Here is a 15,371-nt window from a genome sequence, read left to right as displayed (position 1 = left end):
TTTATTAAAAATATAAAAGTTATACATTATGATTCAGAAACGGAAGGATAGCTTAAAGTTGGATAATTTAGCACCCATAGTATTATTTGTATATAATCGTCTTGATCATACCAAACAAACATTAGAAGCCTTATTAGCGAATGAGCTGGCTAATCAAAGTGAAATATTTATATACTCAGATGCAGCCAAAAGTCGAAATGATGAAATAAAAGTTGCAGAAGTAAGAGAATATATAAAAAAAGTAAATGGATTTAAAAAGGTTACCATAATACAAAGAGAAAGAAATTTTGGTCTGGCTAGCAATATAATAGACGGTGTTACAAAGATTGTAAACGAGTATGGTAGGATAATAGTTCTTGAAGATGATTTGATCACAAGTCCTTATTTTTTAAGTTTTATGAACAAAGGATTAGAGCTATACAAGGACGAGCCAAGAGTTGCTTCTATTCACGGATATATTTATCCTATAGATAGCCTTCCTGAAACTTTTTTTATCAAGGGAGCTGATTGTTGGGGATGGGCCACTTGGAGTGATAAATGGAGTATTTTTGAGCCAAATGGACAAAAGTTATTAGATGAAATAAGAAAACTAAAGCTTGAAAAAGAGATAGATTTTAATGGTAGCTATGGATTTGTCAAGATGCTAAAGTCTCAAATTGTAGGAAAAAATAATTCATGGGCTATTAGATGGTATGCTAGTACCTTCTTAAATGGCATGTTAACTCTTTACCCAGGAAAAAGCTATGTTCAAAATATTGGATTTGATAGTCAGGCAACCCATTGCAAGATTAAAACTAATTTATTTGATATAGATTTAAATAAAAACATTGTAATTGATAAAATAGACATTAAAGAAGATTTAACTGCTAGAAAAAAATTTGAGATATTTTTTAAGAAAATAAATCCAAATTTGATACAAAGAATATTATTAAAAGTAAAGAGACTAATTAAATTATGAGACAATTTATTAAGAGTTTAATTCCACCCATTTTGTGTAATCTTCTAAAGAGATTAAGGCCAAACAAGTACGGCTGGAAGGGTAGCTATAGTACTTGGGAAGAAGCCAAAAAGGTATCCATTGGCTATGATAGCAAAGAAATACTCCAAAAGGTCAGAGCCTCTCTTTTAAAGGTTAAAAACAAAGAAGCTGTCTTTGAGAGAGACAGCGTAATATTTGATAAGATCCAATATTCTTGGCCACTACTAGCTGGACTAATGTATGCTTGTGTAAAATCCAAAGGAGAGCTTAGGGTGCTTGACTTTGGTGGAAGTTTAGGAAGCACCTATTTTCAAAATAAAAAATTCTTAGATGAAATTGATGAAGTTTCTTGGAGTATTGTTGAGCAAAAGCATTTTGTTGACGTTGGTAAAAAAGATTTTAAAGATAGTAGGCTAAAATTCTATTATGATATAGAAACTTGTAAGAAAGAACAGAATCCAAATATTTTAGTTTTATCAAGTGTTTTACAGTATATTGAAAAGCCTTATGAATTGATGAAGAGTATATTAAAAAATAGTTTTGATTTTATTTTGATAGATAGAACTCCTTTTGCAAAAAAGAGGCAAATCAGACTACAAATGGTTCCACCTCAAATTTATGATGCCAGTTACCCATGCTGGTTTTTTGAAGAAAACGAGTTATTGCTTTTTTTAAAAGACCAGGGATATGTTGTTGTTGAAGAGTATGATGCCTTAGACGGGAAGTGTGAAGATTACTATTTCAAAGGATATATTTTAAAAGGACTTTAAATGACATATAACTACTGTACTCTTTTTGATAGCAATTATCTAACTCGTGGCTTAGCTATGTATGAGTCCCTTAAAAAGAATAGCGATAAATTTCATCTATATATTTTTTCTTTTGATGATAGAAGCTGCAAAGTTCTAAAAGAGTTAAAATTAGAAGCAGCAACAATAATTCAGCTTGAAGAATTTGAAGATGATGAACTTTTAAATATAAAAAAAAGTAGAACACCAGGCGAATATTGCTGGACTTGTACACCTTCGATTATTAAGTACTGCATAGAAAAATATAATCTTAGTAGTTGTACGTATCTTGATGCAGATTTATATTTTTTCTCAAATCCAGCCGTACTCATCGAGGAGCTGGGTGAAAAGTCTGTTTTAATCACAGAGCATAGATATACTAAAGAATATGATCAAAGTAAAACTAGCGGGATTTACTGCGTACAGTTTATGACTTTTAAAAATGATAAAAATGGAATGGAAGTACTAAACTGGTGGAGAAATGCTTGTAATGAGTGGTGCTATGCTAGGTTTGAAAATGGCAAATTCGGCGATCAAAAATATTTAGATGATTGGTTAAATAGATTTAACGGAGTCTACTCTTTAAAAAATTTAGGCGGTGGGGTTGCGCCCTGGAATATCCAACAATATGATCTTTCTAAAAAAGAATTTGAGCTAATTTTTTATCATTTTCATGGTTTTAAGTTTTTAGAAAATAATAAATTAGAATTTGGAAGCTATAAACTAAGAAAATTTGATTTAAAAAATTTATACAAGCCATATCTATCTCATTTAGAAGATATAAAAGGCAGGCTGGAAGAGCTAGGGTATAAATATGATTTTCATGGTACTATAAAACTTAAAAAAAGCTGGAAAACACCACTTGTAAAAGTTAAAAGATTGATAAAAAATACTTATAATGTTTATGATAAAAAATATATTTTAGGACTATGAATGGCTTATGTTATCGATTTGCCAACATTTAAAGATGAAAGAGGTGGGCTTACTGTCATGGAAAAGCTACTTCCATTTGAGATAAAGAGATTTTATTGCATATATGGCGTGACTCAAAAAAGGGGCGGCCATAGGCATAAAAAGACTATCCAAGCTTTAATATGTCTTGATGGAAGTTGCGAAGTATATGTCAACGACGGACTAAAAAAAGAAATATTTTTACTAGATAGCCCTTCAAAGTGCTTGTTGCTCAAGCCAGAAGATTGGCATACTATGGATAAATTTACGAAAGGCTCTACTCTGTTAGTTTTTGCCTCAGAGTTTTATAATAAAGATGATTATGTTAGCGAGGAGTATTGAATGATTGAGTACGAAAATTTAAAACTAGCGAATGAAAAGTTATTTAATAAGTATAAAGAGAGTTTTAATGATTTCCTAAATAGCGGTTGGTTTATTCTAGGAGATCAAGTAAAAAAATTTGAAGAAAGTTTTGCCTCTTTTTGTAATGTAAGACACTGCATAGGGGTTGCAAGCGGCCTTGATGCTCTAATCTTGGCGATAGACGCATGTAATTTTCCTAAAAATAGTGAGATAATAGTACCGTCTAATACGTATATAGCAACTATTTTGGCAATTGTTAGAAATGGATTTAAACCTATTTTGGTTGAGCCTGATATAAATACATATAATATAGATCCAAATAGAATTGAAGAAAAAATAACTAAAAACACAAGAGCGATTATAGTCGTACATCTATATGGCAAAGCTTGTGATATGGATAAAATTTGCTCTATTGCAAATAAGTATGATTTAAAGATAATCGAAGATGTGGCACAGGCGCACGGAGCTAAATTTAAGAACAAAATTGTTGGTAGTTTTGGTATAGGATGTTTTAGTTTTTATCCAACAAAAAATTTAGGGGCATTGGGTGATGCCGGAGCTATCACTACAAATGATGAGAATTTAGCAAAGATATTTCGATCTCTTAGAAACTACGGCTCTGCTATAAAATACTATAATGATGAACTAGGCTATAACTCAAGATTAGATGAAATTCAAGCTGGCTTTTTATCAGCCAAACTTGAAATTTTAGATGAAATTACAAATCATAAAAGAGAGCTAGCAAAAATCTATATAGAAAATTTGGATGATAGGTTTATAAAACCTGTTGTGGATAGGGATTATTTTGATGTTTATCATATATTCAATGTTAGACATAAAAATAGAGATGAACTAAAAAATTATCTTCTTGAAAATGAAGTAAAAACCGAAATACATTATCCATTACCACCACATAGACAAAAATCTATGCAGGGCATAATAGAAGGCCAGTACCCAATAAGCGAAGAGATACATAATACGACCTTAAGTTTACCTATATCTTATTTTCATAAGGAAGAAGATATATTAAAAATTTGCGATATTATGAATAGGTGGCATAAATGAAAGGAATAATTTTAGCCGGTGGAAGCGGAACCAGGCTTTATCCAATTACAAAGGGTATAGTTAAGCAGTTGTTGCCAATTTACAATAAGCCAATGATCTATTATCCATTGTCAGTACTTATGCTTGCTAATATCAAAGAAATTTTGATCATTTCCACTCCAAAAGATATAGATAGATTTAAGGATATATTCGGAGATGGAAGCGGTTTAGGATTAGATATCCAGTATGCCATACAAAATCATCCAAATGGACTTGCAGAAGCTTTTATAATAGGTGAAAAATTTATAGGAAATGATGACGTTTGTTTGGTACTTGGTGATAATCTCATATATGGCGAAGGTCTAATAAAACTACTTGAAAATAGCAAACAAAAAGTAGAAAATGATAAAAAGGGAGTTGTGTTTGGTTATTACGTCGATGATGCATCGGCTTATGGCGTTGTTGAATTTGATAAAAATAAAAAGGCTATAAGCATTGAGGAAAAACCAAAGAGCCCAAAGAGTAACTATGCTGTAATAGGTTTGTATTTTTATCCAAATGACGTCGTGCAAATAGCTAAAAATGTTAAGCCGTCAGGTAGAGGTGAGTTGGAAATAACTACTATAAATCAAGAGTATTTAAGGCAAGAAAAACTATATGTAGAGGTTTTAGGTAGGGGGTATGCATGGCTTGATACCGGAACGCATGAAAGTTTGCTGGAAGCTAGTAATTTTATAGAGGTAATAGAAAAAAGGCAAGGGCTGAAAATAGCTTGTATAGAAGAGATAGCTTATAAAAAGGGGTATATTTCAAAAGAACAGCTAATAGCGTTAGGAAACGAGTTATCTAAAAATAGCTATGGGAAATATCTTCTAAAGGTAGCTAATACATGAAAACCATTTTAGTAACTGGCGGTGCCGGCTTCATAGGGTCAAACTTCGTACCGTATTTTTTAGAGAAGCATCCATACTATCGATTGGTAATTTTGGATCTTCTGACATATGCGGGGAATTTAGAAAATTTAAAAGAGTGCGAAAAAAATCAAAATTATAAATTTATCAAAGGAGATATTTGTAATAGAGGATTGGTAGAATTTATATTTAAAGAATATGATGTGAAGAGTGTTATTCATTTTGCTGCTGAATCTCATGTGGACAACTCAATAAAAAGTCCAGACGTATTTATACAGACAAATATAAATGGAACTTTTACCTTGGTAGATGTGGCTTATAAACATTGGATGAAAGGCCCGTTTAGCTATAAGGAGGAGTATAAAAACTCGAGATTTCATCATATTAGCACAGATGAGGTTTATGGAACCCTTGGCCTTGATCCAGATGAACTATTTACCGAAAGAACACCGTATGCACCGAATTCTCCGTATTCAGCATCTAAGGCCTCATCTGATATGATAGTTAGATCATATCATGAGACATATGGACTAAATACGGTAATTACAAATTGTTCAAATAACTATGGCCCAAAGCAACACAACGAGAAATTTATACCGATAATTATAAAAAATGCTCTTGAAAAAAAGCCAATACCAGTCTATGGTGATGGCAAAAATGTAAGGGATTGGTTATATGTGCTTGATCACTGTAAAGGAATAGACGCTGTATTTCATGGCGGAAAAAGTGGTGAAACATATAATATTGGAGGAAGAAACGAAAAGACCAATATAGAAATAGTTAATGTCATTACAACTATTTTGGACAAAGAGGTACCGATTTCAAATTTCTCATATAAGGATTTAGTCACATTTGTGAAAGATAGAGCTGGACATGATAGGAGATATGCTATTGATGCGAGTAAGATAGAAAATGATCTAGGATGGAGAGCAGATGAGAATTTTGATAGCGGAATAGTGAAAACTATCAAGTGGTATTTAAGAAAGTATCAATGTGTGTATTAAGGCCTATTAGTGTTGCAAGAAATTTATTATAAAAATTATGAAGAAAGACCCACAAGACTTAGCGTAATTACAGCAACTTATAATGCTGATAAATTCTTGCCTAGATTGATAAAAAGTTTACAAGAGCAAGTCGATAAAGATTTTGAGTGGATCATTTCTGATGGAGTGTCTAGCGATAAGACTTTAGAAATTTTAAAAAATATGAATGGGATAAACATAAAAGTGATTTCTAGCGATGACTTTGGGATTTATGATGCTTTAAATAGAGGTATAAAAGCTTGTAATGGAGAATTCTATCTTGTTATCGGTGCTGATGATGAGCTTTATCCAAATGCCATTCAAGATTATAAGAAAGCTATAGGAGATGATGTGGACATAATAACAGCTTGTATTGATACTAATAATGGCAAAATTGAGCCAAATGGTGGACCAAGATGGCTAAAGGCACAAGCTCACTACATCTCTGGACATGCTGTAGGCTCAATATATCGCACAAGTCTTCATCAAAAACTTGGTTACTATTCAAGAAAATTTCCAATAGTAGCAGATCAGCTATTTGTACTAACTGCTGCAAATTATGGAGCAAAGATAAAAGTTATAAAAAGTATTGTCGGTAAATTTTCAAATGATGGAGTTAGTAGCATTGATATGTTAGGAACTCTTTGTGAATTTTATAGAGTTCAAATAGCTATGGGTGAAAATAAATTTGTGCAAACTACTCTATTTATTTTAAGACTTATTAAAAATTTTAGAAAATTATAAAGATATATAAATGAAAGACTATGATATATCCATAATAGTGCCTATTTATAATGTGGAGAAATATATAAAAAAGTGTGTAACTACGCTTTTAGAGCAAGACTATAACAATATAGAGTATATTTTTGTAAATGATTGTACTCCAGATAGTTCTATGAAAATTTTGAAGGATATTATTGAAAGATACCCAAATAGAAAAGATGATATAAAAATTATCAACAATATAAAAAATAGTGGATCAAGTCTTACTAGAAAATACGGTTTGGATGCTTCAAGTGGTAAATATGTTTTGTTTGTAGATAGTGACGACTGGGTCGATAAAGATATGGTAAGTTCTTTGATTAATGAAGCTAGAAAAAGTTATGCAGACATAGTTTGTTTTGACTATATTAAAGAATTTAATAAAAAAAGCGTTGTAAAAAGTTTTTTTTATACAAAAAATCATCCAAAGTCTAATTTGAACTTTGTAAAAGCTATTTTATCTCATGAAATTTCTGTTTCCATGTGTGATAAATTGGTTAAAAGAGAGCTTTATGAAAATGTTGAATTTCCACATTTTTCACATTGTGAAGATAGTTTTGTAAATTTACAGCTTTTTTATTGGGCAAAAAAAATTACTCATATTGCAAAACCATTTTATCACTATAGAACAAATCCTAATTCACTTTCTAGTAGTTTTTCAAATAATAAAAAAGCCCTTGATGATTTTGCTGATTTTAGCAGAGCTGTAAAGAATTTTTTGATACAAAAAGATCTTTTTGATGAATATTTTAAATTTCATATTCCTACTATTTTAAAATTCACTTTGGATTATTCTGAAAGTGATTTTAAAAAACAAATAAATGCTATATGCCCAGAAGCAAATAATATAAAATATGTTTTTCAAATCAATAGAAATATAATCTATAAAATTTTATATAGCACAGTTTTTATAGGGTTCCCGCAAATTTTTGTTTTTGCAAAAAAAGTATTTATTAGGCTTAGAAATTTTTAGATTCGTATGATTGGAGTTGCTATGAAAATTTTTATAATCGGTAATGTCTCGTCCATGATGATAAATTTCAGAGAAGAGTTTATAAAACTACTTGTATCAAAAGGGCATGATGTCTACTGTTTAGTTAGTGACTACAATGAAGAAAGTAGAAAAAAAATAATCTCATTGGGTGCAACACCGCTTGACCACACTTTAAATACAAAAGGACTAAATCCATTTAAAGATTTCGTTGCCACATATGATTTGGTTAAGCTATTTAGGCAGCATAGGCCAGATGCGGTTTTTTCTTTTTTTGTTAAGCCAGTCATTTTTGCAACTATAGCCGCAAAAATGGCAAGAGTACCACGAATAGTAGGCATGATAGAAGGGCTTGGCGGAGCTTTTACAGTTCATAAAAATGGGCAAACAAAAAAGGCGAAAATTATAAAAGCTATACAAGTTCTTTTATATAAAATTTCACTACCATCTCTTGATGAGCTTATATTTTTAAATAATGACGATAAAAAGGATTTGATTGATAAATACAATATAAAAGTAAAGTCCATAAATATCTTAGGTGGTATAGGTGTTGATCTTGATAAATTCTCATATACTAAAGCACCTACTGATCCTATAAGTTTTATTTTTATAGCAAGGCTTCTTGCAGAAAAAGGAATATTTGAGTATTTAGAGGCAGCTAAAATCGTAAAAGAAAAATATAAAGATGTAAAGTTTTATATATTTGGTGGTTTTGATGAGCACAATCCATTTGGATTAACGCAAGAAGAGCTAAAACCTTATCTTGATAGTGGCGTAGTTATATATCCTGGCTTCGTAAATGATATAAAAGAACGGATAGTGAATAGTTCCATTTTTGTCTTGCCTTCGTATTACAGAGAAGGTGTGCCAAGAAGTACGCAGGAAGCCATGGCAATAGGAAGGGTAGTAATAACCACAAATAGCGTAGGATGTAGAGAAACTGTTGAAGATGGAGTAAATGGATTCTTGGTGCCATCATTTGATAGTAAAATTTTGGCACAAAAGATGATTTATTTTATACAAAATCCAGAAATGATAGTCCAAATGGGTATAGAAAGTAGAAAAATAGCTGAAGTAAAATTTAATATAAATGAAAAGAATGAAAGACTTGCAAAGATTATTATTGGGAAATAGCACATTGCTATTTTTAAATTTTTTACTTTTTTAATTTATAGTATTAAAGATTTTAATTTAAAAATTTAGACTTATCTTTTAGCGGGCTTATCATGATTTAAATAATAAATCCAAGACAAGCTTGCTAGTTTTCTAAGCTAGACTTCTGCCTTGTTAGTCCACTAACTGGTTTTGTATTATTCTTATCAGCCTTTTGTTTTAAAAATTCCTCTTCCTCTTTTGTAGGGTTATAATCATCTTTCAAAATTTTTTTTCTTAGTATCAATCTTTTGCTCCAACATCTTATTTTCATAAATTTTTATATGTTGGCTTCCAGTATTCAGGGTAATTTTTAAAGCTAGCGCTATGTCCTGCATCATAGAGACAGCTTACACATTTTAGCTTTTTGTCGCTATCAAGGAGTTTTTATGACGATGTGTGAGTTGCCGATATTGACATGGTAGTTTTCATCTTTGCCGATAACTGCGAAGCAAGCGTTAGCCAATTCTAAATTTATCCATTACATTTACTGCTTATAAATAAATTTAATTACTAAAGAATTAAGCTAAATAAAATAGAAAATAAAATATAATCCCAAATCTTTGGTCCCGTAGCTCAGTTGGTAGAGCACTACCTTGACATGGTAGTGGTCGATGGTTCGAGTCCATTCGGGGCCACCACTTCTAATAAAATATCCTAAATAAAAGATTTAAAAATTAATTATTAGTAAATTTTCTAAAGATGCGGTGAAGATTTATTTCAAATAATCTTTCACATCATACTCTTTGCCAGCATCGTGATCTTTTAAAAGCTTTGCCACGATAGGGCTTAAAATGATGATGGCAATTAAATTTGGTACGACCATCAAGCCATTAAACATATCTGCTAGACTCCAGACAAAATCAACCTTTTGCAAGCTTCCCAAAAATACAAAAACGACTACTAAAATTTGAAAAGCTCTAACCGCTTTTGCCCCAAGAAGGTATCTTACGTTGATCTCAGCAAAATAGTACCATCCAAGAATCGTTGTAAATGCAAAGAAAAATAGGCAAACAGCTACGAAACTATATCCGCCAACCTTACCAAAGATATGCGACGAGAAGGCCTCTTGTACCAAGGTTATGCCTGTAAAGACTGCTTTGCCATTTTCAAAGCTAATAACATTTGCAGTAAGCACTACAAAAACGGTTATATTTAAAACGATAAAAGTATCTACAAATACGCTCATTATGCCAAGCACTGCTTGATCGACTGGGTGTTTGACATTAGCCGCAGCGTGTGCGTGCGGAGTTGAGCCCATTCCGGCTTCATTGCTAAAAAGACCCCTTGCGATGCCGTATCTCATAGCAGCTGCAATGCTAGCTCCAGTAGCCCCACCCCAAGCTGCTGAAGGATCAAATGCGGCTCTAAAAATGAGCGAGACAGCTTCTGGGATTTGCTGGAAATTTAAAAATATAATAGCTAGCCCCACTCCTACGTAAAGTAACGCCATGATAGGCACGATCTTTTCAGCTACTCTTGCGATCGCTTTGACGCCACCTATAAAGATGACTGCACAAACGATCGCCAAAAAGGCTCCAGTTAGCCACTGCGGTATACCAAAAGCACCACTAAAGCCATCTGAGATTGAGTTTGCTTGAACCATATTGCCGATAAAGCCAAGTGCGATAATGATAGCGATAGCGAAAAATCCAGCTAAAATTTTTGACCATTTTCCCTTTAATCCACGACTTATATAAAATGCCGGACCGCCTATCGTGTGCCCACTATCGTCTTTTGTGCGGTAAATTTGAGCTAGGCAAATTTCAGCAAAATTTGTAGCCATGCCTAAAAACGCGGCGCACCACATCCAAAAAATCGCTCCAGGACCACCCATGATAAGAGCTGTTGTTGCACCTACTAGATTGCCAGTGCCAACTTGTGCGGCGATTGCGGTTGCAACTGCTTGAAACTGGCTCATACCGGCCTTGCCAGCAGCTTCGCCGTGAAGCGAGAAATTCCCAAAAAGCTCTTTTAAGCCCATTTTAAACTTAAAAATTTGAACAAACCCAAGCCTAATAGTAAAAAATAGTCCAGTGCCGCAAAGTAGGGTAATAAGGAAGTATGGACCCCAAAGAAATGAATTTATACTTTCAACACAATTATTTAAAATTTCAGCAAAATTTGTAGGCATTTTCTTGACTTTCATTGGTGTAGTTTAGAGAGCGAGTATATTTAAAAAAATATAAAATTAGAATAAATAAGAAAAATTTTTTAGCTTGGCTTAAAATTTCGTGCTAGTTTTCGGCTTACTCGCGGTGAACTTGCTTTTACTAGCAAGATTTTACGACCAGTATTTTACACTCTAAGGCGTTTTTTGATTGATAATTTCTAAATTTATCTTACAATGAAGGTTTAGAATGGCTAAAATTATTTCTTGATTTTTGGATTTTAAAATTAGGTTTTTATGTGTTTTAGATAGCTTTTGTGAGAAATTCGCAATCTTTATTGCGTGGATATAACTTGGCAAAACGTATTTGGCTATTAGTTTTGCTAAAAAATTTTATCAAAAGCGTTTAAAAGGCTTTGGCGTTAAATTTTGCTTCATTGTTATTTGCTAGATTTGCCATATTTTGTCCGTTGTTTGACTTGTCTGTAGTCACGCTCTGCGTCAAATTTTTCTCGCTGATCGCCGCCCAAAGCTGTTTAAAAATTTTTGGAAATCCGCTTGCTATGCAATAAACCGTCGTTAATCTACTCCAAGACACGTCTTCTATCTTTAAATTTGCTATATATGTTAAATTTTGCTCGTTCATGCGCATATCTTTTTAAATTTCAAAAGAGTAAAGCCTAAAATTTAGCCCTTGGATTTTATTTTCTCTAGCCACTCATTTAGCGTTTTTTCAAAGCCTATGCCCTTGCTTTTATAAAAAACAAGCGGTTTTTCTAAGTATTTTTGATTGACCCAGCCGCCAAAATCATGCGGATAAAGGTAGTCCTTGCTCTCTTTTGTGTGATTTTTTAGATATGGCGGGATCTTTAAAATTTCTTCGCTTTGCACATATCTTAGGGCGGCATTTATCGCGTTGTAGCTGGAGTTTGACTTTGGCGAGCTGGCTAGATAGACGGCGCACTGAGCTAGTATTATCCTAGCCTCTGGAAAGCCTATCTCTTTTACCGCACTTAGTGTGCTGGCGGCTAAATTTAGTGCATTTGGATTTGCATTGCCGATATCTTCGCTGGCAAATATCACCATCCTTCTAGCGATGAAGTCCGCACTCTCGCCAGAGTCTATGAGCCTTGCAAGGTAGTATATGACGGCGTTTTCGTCGCTTCCACGAAGACTTTTTATAAAAGCGCTTGCTAGCTCATAGTGCGTGTCATCTTCTTTTGCTCCCTCTTTTAGGGCGTTTTGACGCAGTGTTTTTAAATTTTCCAGGCTCACATTTTCATCAAGTGTGACGGCAAATTCAAGTAAATTTAGCATAGCTCTTGCGTCACCACCACTACTTTTAAATAAATATTCTTTGGCTTCATCATTTATACTAAAAGAAATTTGCTCTCTGATCTTGCCAAGAAGCTCCTCAAAATTACCACTACTAAGCGGCCTAAACTCAAAGAGCATCGAGCGACTTCTGATGCCTGAGCTTAGTGTGAAGAAGGGATTTTCCGTGCTAGCACCGATGACTAGGGCCTTATAGTTTTCCATGGGGATGAGCAGTGCTTCTTGCTGGGTTTTGCTAAGCCTGTGGATCTCGTCTATGAAAAAGAGTGGCTTATTTAGGGCGTTCTCGTAGTTTTTTAAAATTTTGCGAAAGTCATCTATCTTTAAATTTCCGCCATCAAACTCGTAAAAGTCGTAGTTTGCGCCGCTTGCCACTGCTCTTGCAAAGCTTGTCTTGCCACAGCCTGCTGGACCATAAAATATAGAGTGCGGGATCTTGCTAGAGGCTATAAATTTTAAAAATGCCGCTTTAACCGCCTTTTGTCCGCAAATTTCATCCAAATTTTTTGGTCTAAACATCAGTGCAAGCGAGCTCAAATTTACTCCTTTACTTTGCTGGTTTTGGCAAAATTTTGGCCTTAGCACTAAGGCCCTCTATCTTTAGTTCGTAAATTTTTATGATTTTTAGCCCATACTCCGCAGCCACGTCAAATGTACTCATCGCGTACGTGGTATATTTTTGGCTAAGAATTTTTAAAATTTCATACTTTTTGGTCTCATCCTCGACCTCGTAGGCTCTAGTTTTTGCGATTGCACTTTTATATTCAGTTGTAAAAACCTTACCACCAAGTGCCTTGCCATCGTTTTTTATCTCTTCAAGCTCACTTTCGCTTAGATGCGGGACTTTGTTAAAGCTAACGCAGACAAACTCCACTTTTCGTCCATTTTGAAGCAGTTTTGCTTTACAGCCAGCAGTAGCTCCGTGTATAAAAATGCTTTCACCAACTCTAACAGGCGAGATCGGTACGCTAAAAATTTCTCCCTCATCATCCACGCATGAAATTACCGCATATTCGCATTCATCTATGATTTTTAAGCCATCTTCACGGCTTAGCTCTCTATCTTTTCGTCTCATTTTTTATCCTTTTTTTTGAAAGAGCATTTTAAAATTTAAGTGCTTAAAGGCTATTATAACGCAAAAATTTCAAGGAAAAACATGAAAAAAATAGCTATTTTTGCCATTCTACTTGGCGTAAATTTAGTCCATGCAAACGATGTTTGCAATGAATATATCAAGCAAAGTAGGCTCTATCTTGACGAGTTTTATGCCAAAGAGAGCAAACGACTCGCAAACGATGAAAAGGCGTTAAGACTTTTTGAGCTTAAATTTGATGATTTTAAACAAAGACAAAGCGGTCAAGAAGCCATAATCTTGCAAAACAAAGATGAGAAATTTTGCAAAAGAAAGCTTGAAGAGACAAGCAAACTTTTAAATGATCTAAAAAAGTAGATCAAATTTTTACATTTAGATCCCAGTCTATTGGCGTTTTGCGTGATTTGCTAGGTAGATATTTGCTTTTGAGAAGTGACGGCAGCCAAAAAATGCTCCACGAGCCAGTGGGCTTGGATGTGCTGCCTCTAAGATAAGGTGCTTGCTGGCGTCAATGAGCGGTGCTTTGGCTCTAGCTGGATTGCCCCAAAGCATAAAACTACGTTTTGTAAATTTTCGCTTATCTTTTTTATGACGGCGTCTGTAAAGCCCTGCCAGCCAAAGCTAGCGTGGGAATTTGCCACTCCAGCGTTAACGCTTAAAGTTGAGTTTAGTAGCAGTACGCCTTGCTTTGCCCATTTTGTTAGATCGCCGCTATTTGGCTCTTTTATGCCAAGATCAGCGTAAATCTCTTTATAGATATTTATAAGACTTGGCGGGACTTTTACGCCATTTGGTACTGAAAAGCTTAGCCCCATGGCTTGATTTGCGCCGTGATATGGATCTTGGCCTAGGATTACGACTTTGACAGAGTGAAAAGGCGTTAGGTTAAATGCATTAAATATAAGCGCACTTGGTGGATAGACGGTGCCAGCACTCTTTGCTTTTAAGAAATTTTCTTTGATACGTGCGAAATTTTCACTCAAAAACTCATCTTTTAGCACCTCTTTCCAGCTTGGCTCGATCTTTATATCATCTAAATTTATCTGCATTTTCCTGCCCTTTTTTGGTTTTAGCGGTATAATTTTAACTAAAATTTATCTAAAGGAAAGAGCTGTGTCTGAGCAAATTTTTAATAAGATATATGAGCTTCTTAGCAAAAATGAAGCCAAATTTAAAGTTCTAAATCATGAGAGTGCGACCACTTCAGAAGAGGTGGCAAAACTTAGGGGAACAAAGATGAGCCAAGGCGCAAAGGCTCTGGTTTGCTCTATAAAAGGGGTGGATGAGGAGAGATTTTGGCAAATTTTTAAAGATGAAAATGTGCTAAATGATTATTTGCTAAGCGATGAAAAGCCAGCGATGAAGGCTGGTAAAGCTTATGTCTTGGCTATTTTGCCAGCCGATATGCAGGCAAATCTTGATATTTTGACACAAAAATTTGACGGTAAAAGAGCAAGCCTAGCTAGTCCAGATGAGGTTTTTGCATTGACAGATTGTGTTTTTGGTTCAGTACCACCATTTAGCTTTCATAAAAATTTACACATCGTAGTTGATGAAAGGTTGCTACAAAGAAACGATGAGATCGCATTTAATGCGGGACTACTTGATAGATCGATCATTTTAAATACAAAAGATTATACGAAGATAGTACGACCAACGCTAATAAATTTTGCAGAATAAAAAAGTGCTAGACTAACCACTTCCTAGCACTAAATATTGTCGGGAGAAAAATGAATTTAAGTAATGCAAAGACGAGAAATTGCTAAATTCATTTCAGGAGCAAATATTATCACTGATAATATTAAAATATAATAAAATATATTGATAAAATGCATATATTTTAGGGATTATTATCTTTATATATAAAAAA

Annotated in this window: 16 protein-coding genes, 1 tRNA gene and 2 pseudogenes; 13 read left to right on the top strand and 6 right to left on the bottom strand. The window is 33.8% G+C overall.

Annotated elements, in window-relative coordinates; translation table 11 throughout:
* Window positions 1-28: 28 nt before the first annotated feature.
* Genes A3835_08995 through A3835_08950 form a run of 10 tightly spaced genes read left to right on the top strand, consistent with a single transcriptional unit; the run spans window position 29 to window position 8,945 of the window.
* Window positions 29-958, top strand: coding sequence for a glycosyl transferase (locus tag A3835_08995; protein ID ORI09842.1), 930 nt, complete (start codon window positions 29-31; stop codon window positions 956-958).
* Window positions 955-1,749, top strand: a complete 795-nt coding sequence (locus tag A3835_08990; GenBank protein ID ORI09841.1) for a hypothetical protein — start codon at window positions 955-957, stop codon at window positions 1,747-1,749. Before A3835_08995 ends, A3835_08990 begins: the two co-directional genes overlap by 4 nt.
* Complete coding sequence (locus A3835_08985; GenBank protein ORI09840.1) at window positions 1,750-2,700, top strand: glycosyl transferase; 951 nt, start codon at window positions 1,750-1,752, stop codon at window positions 2,698-2,700. It abuts the gene before it with no gap.
* The gene (locus A3835_08980) at window positions 2,701-3,060 is read left to right on the top strand and encodes a hypothetical protein (GenBank protein ORI09839.1); all 360 of its coding nucleotides are present in this window, start codon (window positions 2,701-2,703) and stop codon (window positions 3,058-3,060) included.
* Window positions 3,061-4,146, top strand: a complete 1,086-nt coding sequence (locus A3835_08975) for an aminotransferase (protein ID ORI09838.1) — start codon at window positions 3,061-3,063, stop codon at window positions 4,144-4,146.
* On the top strand, window positions 4,143-5,018 hold the full coding sequence (locus A3835_08970) for a glucose-1-phosphate thymidylyltransferase (GenBank protein ORI09837.1): 876 nt from the start codon (window positions 4,143-4,145) through the stop codon (window positions 5,016-5,018). Before A3835_08975 ends, A3835_08970 begins: the two co-directional genes overlap by 4 nt.
* Window positions 5,015-6,040 carry a dTDP-glucose 4,6-dehydratase gene (locus A3835_08965; protein ID ORI09836.1) on the top strand — a complete coding sequence of 342 codons (1,026 nt, stop codon included), beginning with the start codon at window positions 5,015-5,017 and terminating at the stop codon, window positions 6,038-6,040. Before A3835_08970 ends, A3835_08965 begins: the two co-directional genes overlap by 4 nt.
* A gap of 9 nt (window positions 6,041-6,049) precedes the next feature.
* The gene (locus tag A3835_08960) at window positions 6,050-6,802 is read left to right on the top strand and encodes a hypothetical protein (protein ID ORI09835.1); all 753 of its coding nucleotides are present in this window, start codon (window positions 6,050-6,052) and stop codon (window positions 6,800-6,802) included.
* A 10-nt stretch (window positions 6,803-6,812) separates the two neighbouring features.
* On the top strand, window positions 6,813-7,793 hold the full coding sequence (locus tag A3835_08955) for a hypothetical protein (GenBank protein ORI09834.1): 981 nt from the start codon (window positions 6,813-6,815) through the stop codon (window positions 7,791-7,793).
* Window positions 7,794-7,814: 21 nt separating this feature from the next.
* Window positions 7,815-8,945: a glycosyl transferase family 1 gene (locus tag A3835_08950; protein ORI09833.1), complete on the top strand. Its 1,131-nt coding sequence runs from the start codon at window positions 7,815-7,817 to the stop codon at window positions 8,943-8,945.
* A gap of 124 nt (window positions 8,946-9,069) precedes the next feature.
* Here the strand turns inward: A3835_08950 and A3835_08945 are convergent.
* Window positions 9,070-9,350, bottom strand: a pseudogene (locus A3835_08945) (hypothetical protein).
* 178 nt (window positions 9,351-9,528) lie between these two features.
* Between A3835_08945 and A3835_08940 the strand changes: the two are divergent.
* A tRNA-Val gene (locus A3835_08940) sits at window positions 9,529-9,604 on the top strand.
* A gap of 74 nt (window positions 9,605-9,678) precedes the next feature.
* On the opposite strand, the gene A3835_08935 is transcribed toward A3835_08940, so the two are convergent.
* The 4 genes from A3835_08935 to A3835_08920 form a co-directional block, all read right to left on the bottom strand.
* Complete coding sequence (locus A3835_08935) at window positions 9,679-11,097, bottom strand: alanine glycine permease (GenBank protein ID ORI09832.1); 1,419 nt, start codon at window positions 11,095-11,097, stop codon at window positions 9,679-9,681.
* A gap of 382 nt (window positions 11,098-11,479) precedes the next feature.
* On the bottom strand, window positions 11,480-11,719 hold the full coding sequence (locus A3835_08930) for a hypothetical protein (GenBank protein ORI09831.1): 240 nt from the start codon (window positions 11,717-11,719) through the stop codon (window positions 11,480-11,482).
* A gap of 41 nt (window positions 11,720-11,760) precedes the next feature.
* Window positions 11,761-12,945, bottom strand: coding sequence for an AAA family ATPase (locus A3835_08925; GenBank protein ID ORI09830.1), 1,185 nt, complete (start codon window positions 12,943-12,945; stop codon window positions 11,761-11,763).
* 10 nt (window positions 12,946-12,955) lie between these two features.
* Window positions 12,956-13,483 carry a 5-nitroimidazole antibiotic resistance protein gene (locus A3835_08920; GenBank protein ORI09829.1) on the bottom strand — a complete coding sequence of 176 codons (528 nt, stop codon included), beginning with the start codon at window positions 13,481-13,483 and terminating at the stop codon, window positions 12,956-12,958.
* Window positions 13,484-13,564: 81 nt separating this feature from the next.
* Here A3835_08920 and A3835_08915 point away from each other — a divergent pair, with 81 nt between their 5' ends.
* Window positions 13,565-13,858: a hypothetical protein gene (locus A3835_08915; protein ID ORI09828.1), complete on the top strand. Its 294-nt coding sequence runs from the start codon at window positions 13,565-13,567 to the stop codon at window positions 13,856-13,858.
* Between the two features lies 1 nt (window position 13,859).
* Here A3835_08915 and A3835_08910 read toward each other — a convergent pair.
* Window positions 13,860-14,550 (bottom strand): annotated as a pseudogene (locus A3835_08910) (uracil-DNA glycosylase).
* Between the two features lie 64 nt (window positions 14,551-14,614).
* On the opposite strand from A3835_08910, the gene A3835_08905 reads away from it, so the two are divergent.
* A complete protein-coding gene (locus tag A3835_08905) occupies window positions 14,615-15,181 on the top strand; it encodes a hypothetical protein (protein ID ORI09827.1) in 567 nt (188 codons plus the stop codon).
* Window positions 15,182-15,371: the final 190 nt, after the last annotated feature.

Origin of the sequence: Campylobacter concisus (assembly GCA_002092835.1) — a bacterium.
GTDB lineage: Bacteria > Campylobacterota > Campylobacteria > Campylobacterales > Campylobacteraceae > Campylobacter_A > Campylobacter_A concisus_K.
This window is presented reverse-complemented; position numbering and strand designations above follow the sequence as displayed.

Coding starts and splice junctions, on each gene's coding strand:
- A3835_08920 (ORI09829.1), bottom strand. CDS start 13,483: ATGAGACGAAAAGATAGAGAGCTAAGCCGTGAAGATGGCTTAAAAATC.
- A3835_08935 (ORI09832.1), bottom strand. CDS start 11,097: ATGCCTACAAATTTTGCTGAAATTTTAAATAATTGTGTTGAAAGTATA.
- A3835_08915 (ORI09828.1), top strand. CDS start 13,565: ATGAAAAAAATAGCTATTTTTGCCATTCTACTTGGCGTAAATTTAGTC.
- A3835_08955 (ORI09834.1), top strand. CDS start 6,813: ATGAAAGACTATGATATATCCATAATAGTGCCTATTTATAATGTGGAG.
- A3835_08950 (ORI09833.1), top strand. CDS start 7,815: ATGAAAATTTTTATAATCGGTAATGTCTCGTCCATGATGATAAATTTC.
- A3835_08990 (ORI09841.1), top strand. CDS start 955: ATGAGACAATTTATTAAGAGTTTAATTCCACCCATTTTGTGTAATCTT.
- A3835_08965 (ORI09836.1), top strand. CDS start 5,015: ATGAAAACCATTTTAGTAACTGGCGGTGCCGGCTTCATAGGGTCAAAC.
- A3835_08980 (ORI09839.1), top strand. CDS start 2,701: ATGGCTTATGTTATCGATTTGCCAACATTTAAAGATGAAAGAGGTGGG.
- A3835_08930 (ORI09831.1), bottom strand. CDS start 11,719: ATGAACGAGCAAAATTTAACATATATAGCAAATTTAAAGATAGAAGAC.
- A3835_08975 (ORI09838.1), top strand. CDS start 3,061: ATGATTGAGTACGAAAATTTAAAACTAGCGAATGAAAAGTTATTTAAT.
- A3835_08995 (ORI09842.1), top strand. CDS start 29: ATGATTCAGAAACGGAAGGATAGCTTAAAGTTGGATAATTTAGCACCC.
- A3835_08970 (ORI09837.1), top strand. CDS start 4,143: ATGAAAGGAATAATTTTAGCCGGTGGAAGCGGAACCAGGCTTTATCCA.
- A3835_08985 (ORI09840.1), top strand. CDS start 1,750: ATGACATATAACTACTGTACTCTTTTTGATAGCAATTATCTAACTCGT.